Here is a 19279-nt window from a genome sequence, read left to right on the forward strand (position 1 = left end):
AGCACGGCGTGCGCGGCGCTGGCGTGCCGCAAAAAGCGCCCGCTACATCAGTCACTTAGCGCGAACCATATGCACTTGGCACAGAAGCTGCTTTTCCATCCTCGATTGAAACGGAAAGTGCAGAATTGGTCGAGGCGGCGGAGGGATCTGCCGACTTTTGTTAATCAGGAGATAGGTAATGAGTAAATCCGTGGCCGACGTCATGCAACTCGTCAACGACGAGGACGTCAAGTTTGTCGATTTCCGCTTCACCGACACGCGCGGCAAAGAACAACACGTTTCCGTGCCGGTTTCGCATTTCGACGAGGACAAGTTTGAAAGCGGCCACGCTTTCGACGGTTCGTCCATCGCCGGCTGGAAGGGCATCGAAGCGTCGGACATGCTGCTCGTCCCGGACGCGGACACCGCCTTCATCGACCCGTTCTACGAAGAATCGACGCTCGTCCTGACCTGCGACGTGGTCGAGCCCGCCGACGGCAAGGGCTACGAGCGCGACCCGCGTTCGCTCGCCAAGCGCGCGGAAGCCTATCTCAAGAGTTCGGGCCTCGGCGACACCGCCTTCTTCGGTCCGGAGCCGGAATTCTTCATTTTCGACTCGGTGCAATGGAACACGGACCAGTCGGGCACGTTCCTGAAGATTGGCTCGGAAGAGGCGCCGTGGTCGTCGTCGAAGGAATTCGAAGGCGGCAACACCGGCCATCGTCCGGGCACGAAGGGCGGCTATTTCCCGGTCGCGCCGGTCGACACGTTCCAGGACATCCGCTCGGAAATGTGCCTGCTGCTCGAGCAGATCGGCATCCCGGTCGAAGTGCACCACCACGAAGTGGCGGGCCAGGGCCAGAACGAGATCGGCACCAAGTTCTCGACGCTCGTTCAGCGCGCGGACTGGCTGCAGCAGATGAAGTACATCATCCACAACGTCGCGCACACGTACGGCAAGACGGCGACGTTCATGCCGAAGCCGATCGTCGGCGATAACGGCTCGGGCATGCACGTTCACCAGTCGATCTGGAAGGACGGCCAGAACCTGTTCGCGGGCAACGGCTACGCCGGCCTGTCGGAATTCGCGCTGTTCTACATCGGCGGCATCATCAAGCATGCGCGCGCGCTGAACGCGATCACGAACCCGGGTACGAACTCGTACAAGCGTCTCGTGCCGCACTTCGAAGCGCCGGTGAAGCTGGCTTACTCGGCCCGCAACCGTTCGGCGTCGATCCGCATTCCGCACGTGTCCAACCCGAAGGGCCGCCGTATCGAAACGCGCTTCCCGGATCCGCTCGCGAACCCGTACCTGTGCTTCTCCGCGCTGATGATGGCGGGTCTCGACGGCGTGCAGAACAAGATCCATCCGGGCGAAGCTGCCGACAAGAACCTGTACGACCTGCCGCCGGAAGAGGACAAGAAGATCCCGACCGTGTGCGCCGGCCTCGATCAGGCGCTCGACGCACTCGACGCGGATCGCGAGTTCCTGACGCGCGGCGGCGTGTTCACGGATTCGATGCTCGACGCCTACATCGAACTGAAGACGCAAGAGCTGCAGCGTTATCGTCAGTCGGTGCATCCGATCGAGTTCGAGATGTACTACTCGCTGTAAAGGCATGACCGCGGAGCTTCATTCATGGCTGTTCGATGAAGCGCGCAACGCGATGTGATGCGACAACGAAAGGGACGGCGCGCCGTCCCTTTTTTAATCGCCGTCGCGTCGAAGAAGCGACTTCGCCGGCCCACACCTTATCCGCTCGATGGTGCTAAAGAATCTGATCAAGGCCCGCAAGGGTCACGCCGATGCGCTCTCCGACGACGCCCAGCTCGCCGCGACCGGCCTGCTGCCCGGCCTCGAAGCGCTGCCGACCGTCGTGCTCGTGCTCGACAAGCGCACGAGCCGGATCGCGTATGCGAATCCGTCGGCGGAATCGATGCTCGAGATGTCGCGCAAGCAACTGACGCTGACCCCCTGGCCCGATCTCTTCGCCAACGCGGATGAACTCGCGACCACGATCGCATCGATCGCGGAGAATCGCTTCAACGCGACACGGCTCGACGCCGTGCTCGAGCGCGGCGGACGCGAGCCGGTTCATGTCCACGCAATCGTCGCCTATCTCGAAGCCGCGAGCGATTACGTGCTGCTCGAAGTCTTCGAGAACGAGCGCCATCTGCGCACGGATCGCGAGGAGCGCATTCACGACCTCACGGCGGTCAACAAACAGCTCATCCGCAATCTCGCGCACGAAATCAAGAACCCGCTCGGCGGCATTCGCGGTGCGGCCCAGTTGCTCGAATTCGAACTCGGCGCGCTGCAACGCGACGAATTGCGCGAGTACACGCAAGTCATCATCAAGGAATCCGACCGCTTGCAGACGCTCGTCAACAGGCTGCTGGAACCGCACCGGCATCCGCATATCGTCGGCGACGTGAACATTCACGAAGTCTGCGAACGCGTGCGCGCGGTGATTCTCGCGGAGTTTCCACGCGGCCTCACCATCGAGCGCGACTACGACGTGAGCGTGCCCGACCTTCGCGGCGACAAGGAGCAGTTGATACAGGCGGTGCTGAATATCGTGCGCAACGCCGCCGAGGCGCTCAGGGAGCGCATCTCGCAAGGCGACGCGAAGATCGAACTGCGCACGCGCATCGCGCGCAAGGTCACGATCGGCAAGCGCCTGCATAAACTGGCACTGGACTTGCATATCACTGACAACGGTCCTGGCATTCCCAGCGAGATTCGAGATCGCATCTTTTTTCCGCTCGTGTCGGGGCGGGAGGACGGCAGCGGTCTCGGTCTCACGCTCGCGCAATCTTTCGTGCAGCAGCACGATGGCCTGATCGAAGTGGAGAGCCGGCCCGGCTGCACCGAGTTCACCATCCTGTTGCCCTTTGGGAACTGAGGGCATCGACCGACAAGGACAACCAAATATTTCACGGGCGCCGCCGCGCAACCGGAAGCCTGACCGTTTCGACGGGCATACACCGAACCACACGAAGACTTCTCGCCGAACGATATGAAGCCGATCTGGATAGTAGACGACGACCAATCCATCCGCTGGGTGCTGGAAAAAGCCCTCGCACGAGAGAACTTCACGACGCGCAGTTTCTCCGGCGTGCGCGATGCGCTCGCCGCGCTCGAAACCGACAGCCCGCAGGTGCTCGTCTCCGACATCCGCATGCCCGGCGGCTCGGGCCTCGAACTGCTGCAAACCGTGCGCGACCGGCTGCCGGGGCTGCCGGTCATCATCATGACGGCGTTCTCCGATCTCGATAGCGCCGTCGCGGCGTTCCAGGGCGGCGCGTTCGAATATCTCGCGAAGCCGTTCGATATCGACAAGGCGGTCGAGCTGATCCGCCGCGCCGTCGACGAAAGCATGCGCGGCGAGGCCGCCTATGACGAGCGCGTGACCGAGACGCCCGAGATGCTCGGCCAGGCGCCCGCGATGCAGGACATGTTCCGCGCGATCGGCCGCCTGTCGCATTCGGCGGCGACCGTGCTCATCACGGGCGAATCAGGCACCGGAAAGGAGCTTGTCGCGCGCGCGTTGCACCGGCATAGCCCGCGCGCGAACGGGCCGTTCATCGCGCTCAACACGGCGGCGATACCAAAGGATCTGCTGGAATCCGAACTGTTCGGCCACGAGCGCGGTGCGTTCACCGGCGCGCAGGCGATGCGGCAGGGCCGCTTCGAGCAGGCCGAGAACGGCACGCTGTTTCTCGATGAGATCGGCGACATGCCGTTCGATCTGCAGACACGGCTGTTGCGCGTGCTGTCGGACGGGCAGTTTTATCGTGTCGGCGGGCACAATCCGCTGCGCGCGAATGTGCGCGTGATCGCGGCGACGCATCAGAACCTGGAGTCGCGCGTGAGGCAGGGTTTGTTTCGCGAGGACTTGTATCACCGCCTGAACGTGATCCGCCTGCGTCTGCCCGCATTGCGCGAGCGCAGCGAAGATATTCCGCTGCTCGCGCGCCATTTCCTGCAGAAGAGCGCGCGCGATCTGGGCGTCGAGCCCAAGCGCGTTTCCGACGATGCGCTCGCGTATCTTGCTTCGCTGCCGTTTCCCGGCAACGTGCGGCAACTGGAGAATCTGTGCAACTGGCTCACGGTGATGGCGCCCGCGCAGGTGATCGAGCAGAAGGACCTGCCGCCCGACCTGACGGCGCGTCAGGAGACTTCGGCGGAAGTGATCGCGGTATCGCCCGATGGAGCTGTCCCGCTCAACGGTGCGTCAGCGGCCGCGACGTCGCCTGCAGCGTCCGCCGTCGTGCCCGTGAGCGTGTGGGAAAGCGGCTTGCGCACGGAAGTCGCGCGCCTGTTGCGCGAGAACTCCGCCGATGTGATGGATGAACTCGCGCGCCGCTTCGAAGCCGCCGTCATTCGCGAGGCGCTCGACTTCACGCGGGGGCGCAAGGTCGAAGCGGCGGAGCGGCTGGGCATCGGCCGCAATACGATCACGCGCAAGATTCAGGAGCTGCATCTCGACGCGTGAGCGTCGCGGGATCAGCAGCCGATGTTCGCGATCACCGGCGCGTGATCGGACGGCTGATCCCATTTGCGCGGCACACGGTCGACTTCGCACGACGAACACAGTTCCGCAAGATCGGCCGACAGCAGGATGTGGTCGATGCGCAGCCCCGCATTGCGGCGGAACGCCATCATCCGATAATCCCACCACGTGAAGAGCTTCTCCGGCTGCTCGAACTTGCGGAAGGCATCCGTGAGGCCGAGTCCGACGAGCTGCAGGAAATGCGCGCGCTCCTCGGGCGACACGAGGTTCTGTCCTTCCCATGCCTTGGGATCGTGCACGTCGCGGTCATCCGGGGCGATGTTGTAGTCGCCGAGCAGCGCCAGCTTCGGGAACTGCGTCATCTCTTCGCGCAGCCATTCGCGCAGCGCATCCAGCCAGCGCATCTTGTAGGCGAACTTGTCGCTTCCGGGCGCCTGTCCGTTCGGAAAATAAGCGGAGACGATACGCACGTCGCCGACGGTCGCGGCGATCACGCGCTGCTGCAGGTCTTCGAACCCGGGAATGTTGCGCACGACGGTCGCATCGTGGACCTCGATGCCGTCGCGCACCAGAATGCCCACGCCGTTATACGTCTTCTGTCCCGCGAACCAGCTCTTGTAGCCGGCCGCTTCGAGTTCGGCGCGCGGAAATTTCTCGTCGGGCAGCTTCAGTTCCTGAAGGCAGAGCACATCCACTTGGGATAGTTGCAGCCAGTCGATGACGTGCTGCAGGCGGACCTTGAGAGAGTTGACGTTCCAGGTGGCGATTTTCATTGACGGCGCGTGCGGTGATTTCGTGACTTGTCGAGAGAAGCACGAATGATAACGCCATGCTGCGTTGCGGCTCATCCATCGAAGGATGTGAAACATTTTGGCTGTGCGGATTAGGCAGCATGAGGGACGATGTAAAGTCTCGCGCTGCTCGGCCTTTCGCGAGACGGAGTTCCCGGTTTTCCGGTCGTCTCATTGCGAATGGTCTCTCCTCGTGAGCACCCGCTGCGTTGTCCAGAGCAAAGTGAATCGGGTTCCCCGAATCGATCGAATGATTCGGATCACTAATATTGCAACGCTGGAAAGTGCGGCGGAGGACAACTCAACCTTACCGCACATGTTTCGTTCGACATTCAAGCCTTTGTTACTCGCTTTGCTGCTCGCCGCCGGCGCGGCTCAGGCGGCCAACGCACCGATCCAGATTCTAAGCGCCACGGTCAGGGACCAGAAGATAGCTGGCGCGACCGTCATCCTGCAGAAGAACGGCGCGCAGTCGACCCAGACGCAAAGCGATGCTCAGGGCGCTGCGCAGCTTCCCGACGACGTCGCCAATGACGGCAACGCGACGCTCATCATCAAGAAGAGCGGTTACTCGGATCTCGTGGCCAAGTGCCCGTGTTCGGGCTTGTCGTATGCGCTGAGCCCGGTCATGAAGAATCTGGATGGCATGCGGGTCGTGTTGACCTGGGGCGCACGTCCTGGCGACCTGGATCTTCACGCGTCCTTCCCGGGCAATCACGTGTATTTCGAGCACAAACGCGGCGCCGACGCGAACCTCGACATCGATCATACGAACAGTTACGGACCCGAAACCGTCACGCTTGAACGCAAGCAACAGGGGCAGACGTACGTCTTCGCGGTGCATGACTACACCAACAGCAGCGTTCCGACTTCGACTGCGCTTTCCAACAGTCAAGCCAGGGTCTTCGTCTATGTCGGGCAGTCACTGGTGCGAACCTTCACGGTGCCGCGTCAGGCGGGCAATCTGTGGACGGTGTTCCGTCTCAGCGGGGAAGGCGAAATCCAGGACATCAACACCATGCGCGGTGTGACAGTCAATGCCGGTCAGGTGCTCGGGACCATCGACAGTTACAACAACGAGCAGATGCAGATCGTGCCCGCCAATCAGGGCGATATCGATCCCGCGCGGGCGGTCACGTCGAACAAGGCGGGGGAGGCCGCGTATCACGCGGGCAATCTGGACGGCGCAATCGCGCTGTATCGCGAGGCCATCGGCTTCAATCCCGAGTATGGGCAAGCGTACAGCAACCTCGGACTCGCTTTCCAGAAGGCGGGGCGTCCGGCTGAAGCGATTTGGGCGAACCGCAAGGCGATCGCGCTGGCAAGCGGCCCGACGGCTCCGACTGTCACCGCGAGTTCTCTGTACAACATCGGCCGTCTCTATGAAGACGCCGGTCAATACGGCGACGCGCTCACGCACTATCGCGCGGCCAAAGCCGCGAAGGCCAACGCCGTCTACGACGCCGCCATCGCACGCGTCGCTGGCCGTCAATGACATTGCTCAACCGCTCCCCGGCCGCGTGCCGGGGGCACTCTTTTCTCGTATGTTCAAGAAAGCCATCCTGACCCTGCTGCTCGTCACCGCAGCGGCATGTTCGTATGCGGCGGGTCCATCCGCCGTCGCCATCGGAGACCGTGCGACGTGGCCGCGGCCGCTGAATTCCGCCGATGACTTCAATCTCGCCTCACGCGCCGAACTGCTCGCGTTCGGCCGGGCGCTCGCGGATACCGAATCACTCGCCGATACCCAGCTTCAGGCACGCCTGAAAGTGAAGTCGTTCGATCGCGCGTCGGTGGATCGCATTCGCGCCCGGTTCTGGACGCGTCTCACGGCGAACTACCTCGCGGCATCTGCCGGTTGCGCGAGCGCAGCGCCGTTTTGCGAGAAGGTCCGGGACGAGGCAGATTTCGTGCGCGCCGCGAAGTCCTTCGCGACGCCTGCCAGCGGCGATTATCGAAGCTGGTCGATACAGGCAGCCACGTTTCACGCGACCTATGTGAACGAACTGCTGCGACTGGCCGCGCTGTTTCCGCGCATCAGCAGCGAGATCGATACGTACTCGTCGCGCGAGATCGACGGCAGCGGCTTGCCGGACCGCACCTTCCTCCTCACATTCGACGATGGCCCGACCGCTCGCGACGGCTCCACCGACCAACTGTTGCAAGTGCTGCACGCGGTGCATCTCAACGGCGTCTTTTTCACGCTCGGGGCGCAATTGCAGGCGCGCTTGCAGCAGGCGGGCGCATCGGCGACGAAAGACGCTTATCGCGGCATGTGCGTCGGATCGCACGGATGGGAGCACCGATCGCACAGCGCGTGGGCGTCGTGGCAGGACTCGGTGACGCGCAGCATCGGGCTGGTGCGGGCGAACCTGCCGGACAGCGCCGTGTCGCTTTTCCGGCCGCCGTATGGTCAGCGCAGAGCGGACAGCGGTGAGTTTTTCGCGTCGCAGGGCCTTTCCGTCGCGCTGTGGAACATCGATTCCCAGGACTGGAACGACAAGGTCAGCGCGGACGAGGTCAAGCAGCGCGTGATGACGCTGATGCTGCTGTGGCGGCGCGGAATCATCCTCTTTCACGACATTCACCCGAAGGCGCAAGTGGCGGTGCCGTGGCTGCATCGGCAGTTCGGCGACGCGGGCGTGCAGTGGATGGATTGCAAGCGTTTTGTCGCGGCGAATGCTGGCGATGGGCGTTGAGCATTCCACGTTTTCTTTTAGCTACCAGAGCATCAATGAAACGAAGAAGCTTCATCATGGCCGCAGCGGCGACGCCTTTACTGTTGTCCGCTTGCGTGACGGAATCGCTGTACGGCTCGATCCACAGAAACGATCGCCGGACTTATACCGAATCGATCGATAGCGTCCTGACTTCGGCAGACGGCACGAAGCTCGTGTTTCTCGGCGTCAAGTTTCACTATGTTTTCGACGCGCCCGAGCACTTCGCGGAATTGCTCAACTCGCCTCTCGATGCGAAGGTGGAGGTACGCACAGACACCTTCTTTGCCGATGAAAACGGCAATGTCGAGGGATACCTTCGCATGGAACTGGAGAAAGCAAGCGCCGAAGAGATCGCACAGGCTGTGCATTTTGGATTCACACCACGGAATGCATTGTCCGCATCTGTGTCTATCGCGCTGAAGGGCAAGCGTTACAGCGCCGAAGGCTTCGACGCATCGAAGGTGGACAAGAAGCTGCTCCGACGAACATACGAGGTGCGCGTCAACGAGCCCAATCCGTTCAATGCGAGCAAGGCGCTCTACGCGCTCACGCCGATCACCGTGGCTGCGGACGGCGCCTTGTGGTTGCTCGGTGCTCCGCTTGTTCTCGCGTGGTTCATCGTGGTGTACCGACAATACGGTCGGCGCTGAGAACTCGCGTCGTCCTGACGACTGCTGCGCCGCATTGCCCGATTGCGCTCGCACGCGCCACGGCGCTGCGTACGTCGCAGCGCCTTTATGGCTCGCTACAATCGACAGTACCGCCACCGCCGGAGGTTTCGCAGATGGATCTCGTCATTCGCCGCGCATCGCTTGTTCGCTCGAACGGGCTCGTCGACATCGGCATCGAAGCGGGGCGCATCACCGCCATCGAGCCGCATCTCGCCGTCAACGCACCGGAGGAGATCGACGCGAACGGCTCGCTCGTCACCGCGCCTTTCGTCGACGCCCACTTTCACATGGACGCGACGCTCTCGTACGGCTTGCCACGCGTGAATGCGTCGGGAACGCTGCTGGAAGGCATCGCGCTATGGGGCGAACTGAAGCCTGAACTGACGCAGGAAGCGATCGTCGAGCGCGCGCTGCAGTATTGCGACTGGGCCGTCGCGCGCGGGCTGCTTGCCATCCGCTCGCACGTCGATGTGTGCGATCCGCGCCTGCTCGCCGCCGAAGCGCTCGTCGAAGTGAAGCGGCGCGTGAAGCCGTATCTGGACCTTCAGCTTGTCGCGTTTCCGCAGGACGGCGTGTTGCGCAGCGCGGGCGCATTCGACAATCTCAAGCGCGCAATCGATCTGGGCGTCGATGTGGTCGGCGGCATTCCGCACTTCGAGCGCACGATGGCCGACGGCGCGGCATCGGTCAGACTGCTATGCGAATTCGCAGCCGAGCGCGGCTTGCGCGTCGACATGCACTGCGATGAATCGGACGATCCGATGTCCCGCCATATCGAAACGCTCGCGGCACAAACGCATCGGCTTGGACTGCATGGACGCGTGACCGGCTCGCATCTCACGTCGATGCACTCGATGGACAACTACTACGTCAGCAAGCTGATCCCGCTGATACGCGAGTCCGGCGTCGCGGCGATCGCCAATCCGCTCATCAACATCACGCTGCAAGGGCGCTCGGATAGCTACCCGAAGCGACGCGGCATGACGCGTGTGCCAGAACTGATGGCGGCGGGCATCGACGTCGCGTTCGGCCACGACTGCGTGATGGACCCGTGGTACAGCCTCGGTTCCGGCGACATGCTCGAGGTCGCGCACATGGGCCTGCACGTCGCCCAAATGACGGGCGTCGATGCGATGCGCGCCTGCTTCGACGCCGTCACGACGACGCCCGCACGCATCCTCGGGCTCGAAGGCTACGGCATCGAGGTGGGCTGCCACGCGGATTGCGTCGTGCTCGACGCGCGTGATCCGATCGAAGCGATCCGTCTGCGCGCGGCGCGCACGGCGGTGATCAGAAGAGGGAAGGTGGTGAGCCGCAGCCCGGCCGTGCGCGCGACGCTCGCCCTCGAAGGGCGGCCTGCGGAAGTGGATTTCAGAATCAGGCGCTAGAGACAAGAAACCCCGGCGCCTGGCCGGGGTTTCGAGTATCGGAGCTCAGTGCAGCGTCTGCCCGGCCATGCCGTTATGACGCAACAGCGCGTCGATGTTCGGCTCGCGTCCGCGGAACGCCTTGAACGAATCCATCGCGGGACGGCTGCCGCCCACTTCGAGAATCTCGCGGCGATAACGCGTGCCGGTTTCCGCATTCAGCACCGACCCGTTCGCCGCCTTCGCGGCTTCTTCGAACGCGGCGTAGGCATCGGCGGAAAGCACTTCTGCCCATTTGTAGCTGTAGTAGCCCGCCGCATAACCGCCCGCGAAGATATGGCTGAACGTGTTCGGCCAGCGGGAGAACGGCGTCTGCGGAATCACGTGAAACTTCTCGTTGATTTCGCGGGCAAGGTCGTTGACGTTCTGCGTCGCGTTGGCCGGATCGTAGGACGTGTGCAGCACCATGTCGAACATCGAGAAGACGATCTGGCGCAGCGTGCCGAGACCGCTCTGGAAATTCTTCGCCGCGAGCATCTTGTCGAAGAGTTCGCGCGGCAGCGGCGCGCCGGTGTCTACATGCGCCGACATATCCGTCAGCACGTCCCACTCCCAGCAGAAATTTTCCATGAACTGCGACGGCAGTTCGACCGCGTCCCACTCGACGCCGTTGATGCCCGACACGCCCAGTTCATCGACGCGCGTGAGCATGTGATGCAGCCCGTGCCCGAACTCGTGAAACAGCGTGATGACTTCGTCGTGCGTGAAGCAGGCCGGCTTGCCGCCGACAGGCGCCGAGAAATTGCACGTCAGATAGGCGACCGGCGTCTGCACGCCGCCTTCGCTGCGCTTGTGGCGCGCGCGGGCATCGTCCATCCAGGCGCCGCCGCGCTTGCCTTCGCGGGCGTACAGGTCCAGATAGAACTGCGCGACCAGCGAACCGTCCTTGTTCTCGACGCGGAAGAAGCGCACATCCGGGTTCCAGACGGCGGCTTCATCGCGGCGAATCGATACGTTGAAGAGCGTTTCCGTGACCTTGAACAGGCCCTTCAGCACGGCTTCCTGCGGAAAGTACTGCTTCACTTCGTTCTCGGAGAACGAGTAGCGTTTCTGACGCAGACGCTCCGCCGCGAACGCGATATCCCACGGCTGAAGCTCGGGCATGCCGAGTTCGGTCGCCGCGAAGGCGCGCAGCTCCATCCAGTCATTTTCCGCGAAGGGACGCGCGCGCACGGCGAGGTCTTCCAGGAACGCGATGACCTGTGCGGGCGATTCGGCCATCTTCGGCGCAAGCGATACTTCCGCGAAGTTCTGATAGCCGAGCGTGCGCGCCTCTTCGAGACGCAGCTTCAGATGCTCGGCGATGTTCTGCGTGTTGTCCCACTCGGCCTTGCCGTGCCCATAGGTTTCGCCGAGTTCGGAAGCACGCGTCACATACGCGCGATACATCGCCTCCCGCAACGGGCGATGCTCCGCATATTGCAGCACCGGGAAATACGACGGGAAGTGCAGCGTGAATTTCCAGCCCTGGCGGCCTTCCTTCTGCGCGGCTTCGTGTGCCGCTTCGATCACGTCGTCGGGCAGGCCGGCGAGGTCGCTCTGCTGCGTGACGATGTACGCGTACGCATTGGTCGAATCGAGCACGTGATCCGAAAACGCCTTCGACAGTGCCGCCTGCTCCTCCTGCAATTGCGCGAAACGCGGCTTGCGATCTTCGGGCAGTTCCGCGCCCGACAGGCGGAAGTCGCGCAGCGAGTTCTCGAGGATCTTCTTGCGTTCGGGCGACAGACCGGCGAATGCTTCGCTTGCGGCAATCGCCTTGTACTTCTCGTAAAGGGCGAGATTCTGGCCGACGCTCGCGGAGAATTCGGTCACGCGCGGCAGGTTTTCAGCGTGGGCGGCGCGCAATTCGGGCGTATCGGCGACGGCGTTCAGATGGCCGACGATGCCCCACGCACGCGAGAGCTTTTCCGATTCGCGCTCGACCGCCTCGACGACGTCCGTCCACGTGGCGGGCGTTTGCGGGGCGCTCGCGCGGTCGACGGCGTCTTTGGCCGCCGCGAGCAGCACGTCGAGCGCCGGGGTGACATGCTCGGGCCTGATGTCGCCGAAGCGCGGCAAGTCGGAGAAATCGAGCAGCGGGTTGCTGGCTGCGGTCGGCGTGGCTGCGGTGGTATCGCTCATGGCTCTCCCAATTCGAGTTCGATCAGGCGCGGAACGGGCCGCGCCGCTTCATTCAGATGCCTGTCGGAACATTATTGGGGCGGCAGGGCCAAAAACCAATCGATTGTTTGGAAGGGGACGATTGGCGGTCTCCCGCCGAGCGTGCGCTTACGCCGCCGCCGCGCGCTCGGCGGCTTCGATCGTATTGACGAGCAGCATCGTGATGGTCATCGGGCCGACGCCGCCCGGTACGGGCGTGATATGGCCGGCCACTTCGCGCACGCCCGCGAAATCCACGTCGCCGCACAGCTTGCCGGCGTCGTCCCGGTTCATGCCGACGTCGATGACCGTCGCGCCCGGCTTCACCATGTCGGCGGTCAGGATGTTGCGGCGGCCGACTGCGGCCACGACCACATCCGCATCGCGCGTGTGCTTCGCGAGGTCGCGGGTCTTGCTGTGACAGATCGTGACCGTCGCGCCTGCTTCGAGCAGCAGGAGCGCCATCGGCTTGCCGACGATGTTCGAGCGGCCGATGACCACCGCGTTCGCGCCTTGCAGAGCGATGCCGTGCGCCTCGAACATCTTCATCACGCCATAGGGCGTGCAGGGCCGGAAGAGCGGCTTGCCGGTCATGAGCGCGCCCGCATTGGCGACGTGGAAACCGTCGACGTCCTTCTCCGGCGCGATGGCTTCGATGACCTTGTGGCTGTCGATATGCGCGGGCAACGGCAGTTGCACGAGGATGCCGTGAATCGCGGGATCGGCATTGAGCTTGTCGATGTGCGCGAGCAGTTCGCGCTCGGAAAGCGTCGCGGGGAAGCGGTCCATCACCGAATGCAGGCCGTTGTCCTGGCACGCCTTCACCTTGTTGCGCACATAGACTTCGCTCGCGGGGTTGTCGCCGACGAGCACGACGGCGAGGCCCGGCTTGTGGCCGCGAGCGGTGAGGGCGGCGGCTCGTGCGGCGACATCGGCGCGAAGAGTCTTGGAAAGGGAGTTGCCGTCGATGAGTTGGGCAGTCATGGCGAATCAGTGAGGATGAGCCGGATGGCGTGAACTGGCGAGCCGCGTGCGCAGGGCTGGCTGCTGCAGGCATCGCGGGCGCTTTGCGTTGCGCCCTTGGGGAAGGGCGAGATTATACCGCCGGGCGCTTTTCAGCGTCCGGCGGCGGACGACGCGACAGGGGGCGGGGCGCTGGCGCGCTCAGGGCGAAACGGGCTGCCAGGACGAATCCGGATCGAACGCTTTGATCGACGCCGCGACGCGCGCGGTCGCGGGTCCGAGGTTCTTCTCGAAGACCTGCCCGTCCTGATTGACGATGAAGCTCATGACGCCCGTCTCGCCGTACCTGGCCGGCCACGCGATCATGGCGAAGCCCTGCGCGAGCGCGCCGCCCTCCATGAAGTTCTTCGCGCCGCCTTTCGCGTGCGGGCCTTGCGCCGTCAGGATGCGATAGTGGTAGCCGTAGTACGCGTCGCCCGGATGCGTCTTGTTGCGCATCGTCGCGGCGAGCGGGCCGAGCGGACTGTCCGGCTCGCCGGGCGCGGTGTCCCAGTAGAGGCCGTCGTGCTTGCCCGGCGTGCTCACGAAACGGCCGGCGTAGCGGTTCATCAGCTTGCGATAGTCGTTCTGCGCATCGACGTAGGCGAGGGCGACGTGCATTACCGATCGCTCGTTGCGGCCGATGCGCCGCGTCAGCGGCTCGTCGCGCGCGGCGGGCATGTCGAAGCGCCAGCCACGGCCCGTATCGACGAGCGGTATCGGCAGCGTCCAGCCGCTGTCGCCCGTTTCGATGTGCGCGCTTCTGCGTCCGCCGAGCGGCTCCTTATCCTCGACGATGCGATGCTCCTTCGCCCACGACGCGAGGTACTGATAGATATCGTCCTCGCCGACGCTGCCGGCCGGCACGTAGCGCGCGTGATCCTTGCCGAGCACTTTCTTAAGCGCGGTTTCGTCGTTGGATGCGACGGCGTCGGTGAAGGCTTGCGCGGCGGCATCGGGCGTGGGGTAGAGCGCCTGCGCACGGGCGATGGTTGCCGCCATCGTCAGCGAGACGGCGAGCGTCGCGCATAGCAGCGTTTTCTTCGATGCAGCCAGCGTTGTGGTTCGAGTCATCTGAGGCTCCGGGGTCGGACTTGCAGGTTGGCGTATCTGGGCTCGTCTCATCATCACCGGCGGAATCCTCCTCCGCCGCCGTGAAAACCGCCGCCGCCGCCGCCGTGGAAGCCGCCTGCGCCGCCTCCCTGAAAGCCACCGCCGCTGCGCTGTATCCCGCCGCCTGCGTTGCCCTGACGCTCGAACCCGCCGCCCGCGTTCGGATGTGCGCTCGCAAGCGATTGCCGGCTTGCCTGTCCGCGCTGCATGTCCTGCCGCGCGACATTGCCATCGCCCGCGCCGCGCAGCGCGTTGTCGCGATTGACGTTCTGCGCCCGTTGATGCAGGTCGCCATTGCCCGCTCCGCCCTGGCGCATGTTCTGCACGCGCTGGTTGGCCGTCTGGTTCATGTTCTGCCCGGTGCGCTGCTGCAGCGTCTGCGCGGCCTGCGCGCGCGCCTGATCGCGTCCGCGGAACTGGTCGCGATTCACCGACGCCAGGTTCTGATTGTTCACGCGGTTCTGCCGGTTCACGTTCGTGTTCCGGTTGAACTGCGGATCGTTGCGGTTCCAGCGCACGTTGTTACTGTTCGCATTGATGCGGTTGTTCACGTTGATGTTGTTGTAGCGGTTGACGTTCACGTTCACGTCCCCGCGATTCCAGTCGCAATTGCCCCACAGCGAGTTCGCGACCGCGATGCCCGCGCCGAACGCGAGCCCCGTGGCGAAACCGGTCGCGATCGCGTAGCCGGGCGGCGGCGGGACATAGACGGGCGGATACGCCGGATAAGGCCACGCGCCATAGACGACCGTCGGGTTGTACGTCGGCACATACACGACTTCGGGATTCGCCGGGACGATCTGGATCGTGCTCTGCTCGACGACCACTTTCTGCTGCTCGGTCGTCTTGAGATTGCCCGCGCTCTGGGCGGACCGGCGAAGGCGCTGCACCGAATCCATCACATCGCTCGACTGCGCGATGAACGCGTTGCCGAGCTGCGTGACCCAGTCGAGCCTGGAGGCCATCGTCGCGAGCGCCTGCGGGAACGCCACCAACGATTGGACGCTCGGGTCCCACGGCTCCGACTGCACGGCCTTCACGGCGTCATCGCCCTTAATGTTCGGATTGGCCTTCGACCATTGCGCAGCCGCTTCGATGTCCTGCGGATACGTCGCCGCCATCAGCACCTGAGCAAGCAGCGCGTCCGGATAGAGCGCGATGGGCGCGACGAGGGCGTCGAGCTGCTGGTTCGTGAGCTTCTGCGCCGGGGCGTTGCCCTGCGCCTGAGCGTGAACGGGCGGCGCGTGAAGCACGGCGAGCGGCGCAGCGGCAAGCGTCGCCGCTATCGCCAGCACGCGCGCCGCGCAGCCGCGACTCACGAGCGATCGGTTGGTTTTCTTATTCAAGGCGATGTCCTCCTGAGCGCGCGTCAACTCATCGCTGCCAAAAGGCAGCCATGAAGTCGAGAGCCGATGGAAACGATGAGAAGCCGAACTGCGAACCGAACGCGACTTGCGTTGGCGAGGGAAGAAGCGGGAAACGTTTGCTGAAGGAGCGTGAGAGCAGCGAGCGCGTTGCCGTGCATGACCGGGTCCTCTTGAGAACGCTCGATCAACTTACGGGGCTGCGTTGCCAGGTGTCAACGCGAATCGCGAAACGTCGCGTTTCACACTCGCGCGATATGCGCAAGCGTGTTGAAGAGTGGCGAAGGGAGGCGCGGCCGGCATCCGAAGCCGGCCGCGTTGAAGCGCTATTTATTGCTGCGGCTTGTTGGACAACGCGAGACGCAGGAGATCAGCCACGGTATTCACCGACAGCTTCTCCATGATGTTCGCGCGGTGCGCTTCGACGGTCTTGATGCTGATGCCGAGGTCGTCGGCGATTTGCTTGTTCAGGCGTCCCGCGATGATGCGCTCGAGCACCTGATGCTCGCGCGCCGTCAGCTTGCCGAGGCGCTCGGCGGCCGCGCGCTGCTGCTGCACGCTGGTGCTTTCGCTGCGCGCCTTCTCCAGCATGCGCTCGACGAGCTTGCGCAGCTCGGCTTCGTCGAAGGGCTTCTCGATGAAGTCCATCGCGCCCTTCTTCATCGTGGAGACGGCCATCGGGACATCGCCGTGGCCGGTGACGAAGATGATCGGCAGCAGCGAATTCTCGGTGATCAGCTTTTCCTGCAATTCGAGGCCGGTCATGCCGGCCATGCGGACGTCGAGAATCAGGCAGGCGATGGCGCCGGAATGAGCGATCGGCAGGTAGACATCGAGGAAGGACTCCGCGCTCGAAAAGCACTGCACGCGATAGCCGTTCGCCTCGAGCAGCCAGCGCAAAGAATCACGCACGGCCTCGTCATCGTTGACGACAAAGACGGTTTCCTGAGTGGTGACTGGACTGCTCATAGTTCTCCCGTAACTGTTTGTTGTCTCGTATTCGTGTGTTCGTCGTTCGCATCGCCACCCGAGCCCGATCCGTGCGAGCCGTCCACCTCGCCGATCGGCAGGCTGCAATGGAAGGTCGCGCCGGTGACGTGGCCGTCCGGATCGACATTGTTGACCACCCACAGGCGGCCACGATGTGATTCGATGATCGAGCGGCAGATGTTCAGACCCATGCCCATGCCGTCCGACTTGGTGCTGTAGAACGGCTCGAACAGGCGCTCGGCGGTGGCTTCGTCCACGCCCGGCCCCTGATCGACGACGCTGATGCAAACGGAGCCGCCGTCCGTGCGCAACACGACGACGCGGATCACCGGATCGACGGCGTTCGGTTTCGCATCATGCATTGCTTCCGCTGCGTTTTTCAACAGGTTGACCAACACTTGTTCGATCAGAACCGGATCGACGTAAATCACCGGCATGCGCGAGCGAATCTCCGTGACGATGCGGATCTTCCGCTTGCGCGCCTCGATCTCGGCGAGCCCGACCGCATCGGCGACGATATCGGCGACGCGCGTGGCCTGGCGCTTCGGCTCCGAACGCTTCACGAACTCGCGGATGCGCTTGATGATCATCCCCGCGCGCACCGCCTGTTGCGCGGTCTTCTCGAGCACGGGCAACAGCGTTTCCTGCGTCATGCGGCCCGACTTCACGAGCGCGACGCAGCCGGAGCAGTAGTTGTTGATGGCGGCGAGCGGCTGATTCAGTTCGTGCGCGAGCGACGACGCCATCTCGCCCATCGTCATCAGGCGGCTCGTGAACTGGAGCTTCTCTTCCTGCTGATGCGCGAGTTCCTGTGCCTGCTTGCGCTGCGTGATGTCGGTCGCGATCTGCATCTGCGCGAGATGGCCGTCCACCCACTGAATGTACTGGCGGCGGACTTCGAACCACTTCTGAATGCCTTCGACATAAACTTCCTGCGCGTCCGCCGAGCTTTCGGTAAGCGCGGCGGTAGGCAGGCCCGCATAGGTGTCGATCATGTCGATGGTGTCGGACGAACTGTGGCTGCTGCCGTCGAACGCCGCGCCCGCCAGTTGCAGATGGCCGTCCGGACGGATGCCGAACAGATGCCGGTAATAGCGGTTCGCGAAAAGCAGCTCGGCTTCGTCGGCGGCCAGCACGGACACAGCGGCGTCGAGGCTTTCGAGCACCGTCGTAAAGCGCTCGTGCGCGGCGGCCAGTTCCTCGCGGGCGCGCTTCGGCTCGGTGATGTCCGTCATCGACGACATCCAGCCGGTCTGACGCCCCGAACTGTCGATCAGCGGCGACACATAGAGGCGCGCGTGGAAGAACGAGCCGTCCTTGCGGCGCACGCGCAGTTCGAAGCCGGAAGACGGCGCCTTGCCGCGCAGCGTCATGTCGAGCTGGCGCTGCATTTCCGGATAGGCATCGCGCGGCCAGTACGGGAACGGCGCGTTCTTGCCGACGAGATCGCTCTCGTCCCAGCCCGTCATGCGGCAGAACGCCGGATTCACGTGCGTGATGCGGCCGTGCATGTCGAGCACGCGCATGCCGATCAGCACGGAGTTTTCCATCGCACGGCGGAAGAAGGCTTCGGCATAGAGCGCCTGCTGCGCCTCGAAGCGCTGGCGCGTGTGCTTCCAGAGGCTCCACAGACTCCACAGCACGAAGCACGACAATCCCGCCACGAGCCACACGAGCGTGTTATTGGTGAAGTTCGTGAGCTGCGGATACGAATAGACGCGAACCGACAGCCCTTGACCCGGCGGATCGAGCGGCAGGTCGTAGAACATGTCGCGCGGCAGGCGCGGGCGGCTCGACGTGGTGGCGAGCTCGCGATTGTTCAGATCGGTGATGGAGATCTTGTACTTCGCCGACAGTTCGCCTGGAATGTCATGCTTGAGAATGCCTTCGATCGAAAACACGGCGGCGATCGATCCGAGGAATTCGCGGTCGCGGAAAACGGGCGTCTGCAGCGTGATGTAGCCGTTGCCGAGGTCGTCGTAAAGAAGGGGCGAGTAGACCTGGCGGCGCGTGGTGCGGGCTTCGTCGAACGCAGCCTGCACGGCTTCGTCCATTTGCGTGTCGTTCGGCTTGGCGAGCCGCGAGCCGAGCACCGGCAGCGGCGAATTGGGCCAGCGCGGCTTGTGCTCGCTCGTGTACCAGTTCATGTAGAGGATCTCGGGATGCCCCTGCATGATGTCGGTGGATGCGTTCTGGAAGTTCTGCGGGTCGCCGTGTCCGCCCGTGATGTCGCGTGCGAGGGCCTGGATTTGTTCTTGCGCAGCGGTCATCGAAAGACGGATCTGCTGCTGCGCCCACGCGACATTGCGATACAGCGTGTCTTCCTGTTGCTGCTGCTCGCGCCGGTTCAGGCTCCATAGGATCAGACTCATCACGACCAGAAAAACGAGGATCGAAATGAGCGGCGTGAGTAAATAGGAGTTCGACCACCACGGTCCGTGGTGCCAGCGGGAGGGCGACGAGTCGGCAGGCTTCTTTGCGACGCGCGCCGAGCGTTTGATCAGCCGGTCAGTCAACATGGGAGCGATTGTAACGCAGCACCCGATTGTTAATTGGCGTAAAA

Annotated in this window: 14 protein-coding genes; 7 read left to right on the top strand and 7 right to left on the bottom strand. The window is 63.6% G+C overall.

Annotated features, from left to right (window positions below):
• Positions 1-178 precede the first annotated feature (178 nt).
• From glnA to ntrC, 3 genes are all read left to right on the top strand, one after another.
• On the top strand, positions 179-1594 hold the full coding sequence (glnA, locus tag P9255_RS24210; RefSeq protein ID WP_309765174.1) for a type I glutamate--ammonia ligase: 1416 nt from the start codon (positions 179-181) through the stop codon (positions 1592-1594).
• Positions 1595-1742: 148 nt separating this feature from the next.
• Positions 1743-2885, top strand: a complete 1143-nt coding sequence (gene glnL / locus P9255_RS24215) for a nitrogen regulation protein NR(II) (RefSeq protein ID WP_309790542.1) — start codon at positions 1743-1745, stop codon at positions 2883-2885.
• 114 nt (positions 2886-2999) lie between these two features.
• Positions 3000-4478 (top strand): nitrogen regulation protein NR(I), encoded by a 1479-nt coding sequence (ntrC, locus tag P9255_RS24220; RefSeq protein WP_309765172.1) that lies wholly within the window; start codon positions 3000-3002, stop codon positions 4476-4478.
• A gap of 11 nt (positions 4479-4489) precedes the next feature.
• Here the strand turns inward: ntrC and xth are convergent, their stop codons facing one another.
• Positions 4490-5269 carry an exodeoxyribonuclease III gene (xth, locus tag P9255_RS24225; RefSeq protein WP_309790543.1) on the bottom strand — a complete coding sequence of 260 codons (780 nt, stop codon included), beginning with the start codon at positions 5267-5269 and terminating at the stop codon, positions 4490-4492.
• A 334-nt stretch (positions 5270-5603) separates the two neighbouring features.
• Between xth and P9255_RS24230 the strand changes: the two genes are divergently transcribed.
• The 4 genes from P9255_RS24230 (at position 5604) to P9255_RS24245 (ending at position 10066) form a co-directional block, all read left to right on the top strand.
• Positions 5604-6782, top strand: coding sequence for a tetratricopeptide repeat protein (locus tag P9255_RS24230; protein ID WP_309790544.1), 1179 nt, complete (start codon positions 5604-5606; stop codon positions 6780-6782).
• Positions 6783-6831: 49 nt separating this feature from the next.
• Positions 6832-7986, top strand: a complete 1155-nt coding sequence (locus P9255_RS24235; protein WP_309765169.1) for a polysaccharide deacetylase family protein — start codon at positions 6832-6834, stop codon at positions 7984-7986.
• Positions 7987-8042: 56 nt separating this feature from the next.
• The gene (locus tag P9255_RS24240) at positions 8043-8657 is read left to right on the top strand and encodes a hypothetical protein (protein ID WP_309790545.1); all 615 of its coding nucleotides are present in this window, start codon (positions 8043-8045) and stop codon (positions 8655-8657) included.
• Between the two features lie 134 nt (positions 8658-8791).
• Entirely contained in the window at positions 8792-10066 is a 1275-nt protein-coding gene (locus tag P9255_RS24245; RefSeq protein ID WP_309765167.1) for an amidohydrolase family protein, read from the top strand.
• Between the two features lie 45 nt (positions 10067-10111).
• Here P9255_RS24245 and P9255_RS24250 read toward each other — a convergent pair whose 3' ends face one another.
• The 6 genes from P9255_RS24250 to fixL form a co-directional block, all read right to left on the bottom strand.
• Positions 10112-12229: a M3 family metallopeptidase gene (locus P9255_RS24250; RefSeq protein ID WP_309765166.1), complete on the bottom strand. Its 2118-nt coding sequence runs from the start codon at positions 12227-12229 to the stop codon at positions 10112-10114.
• A gap of 147 nt (positions 12230-12376) precedes the next feature.
• Positions 12377-13231: a bifunctional methylenetetrahydrofolate dehydrogenase/methenyltetrahydrofolate cyclohydrolase FolD gene (gene folD, locus P9255_RS24255; RefSeq protein ID WP_309765165.1), complete on the bottom strand. Its 855-nt coding sequence runs from the start codon at positions 13229-13231 to the stop codon at positions 12377-12379.
• Between the two features lie 180 nt (positions 13232-13411).
• The gene (locus tag P9255_RS24260) at positions 13412-14323 is read right to left on the bottom strand and encodes a DUF2950 domain-containing protein (protein ID WP_309765164.1); all 912 of its coding nucleotides are present in this window, start codon (positions 14321-14323) and stop codon (positions 13412-13414) included.
• Between the two features lie 53 nt (positions 14324-14376).
• A complete protein-coding gene (locus P9255_RS24265; RefSeq protein WP_404980410.1) occupies positions 14377-15708 on the bottom strand; it encodes a DUF3300 domain-containing protein in 1332 nt (443 codons plus the stop codon).
• Between the two features lie 348 nt (positions 15709-16056).
• Complete coding sequence (fixJ, locus tag P9255_RS24270; protein WP_309790546.1) at positions 16057-16695, bottom strand: oxygen response regulator transcription factor FixJ; 639 nt, start codon at positions 16693-16695, stop codon at positions 16057-16059.
• A complete protein-coding gene (gene fixL, locus P9255_RS24275; protein ID WP_309765162.1) occupies positions 16692-19235 on the bottom strand; it encodes an oxygen sensor histidine kinase FixL in 2544 nt (847 codons plus the stop codon). The genes fixJ and fixL overlap by 4 nt, the downstream gene beginning before the upstream one ends.
• Between the last annotated feature and the right edge of the window lie 44 nt (positions 19236-19279).

Source organism: Caballeronia sp. LZ019 (assembly GCF_031450825.1).
Taxonomy (GTDB): Bacteria; Pseudomonadota; Gammaproteobacteria; order Burkholderiales; family Burkholderiaceae; genus Caballeronia.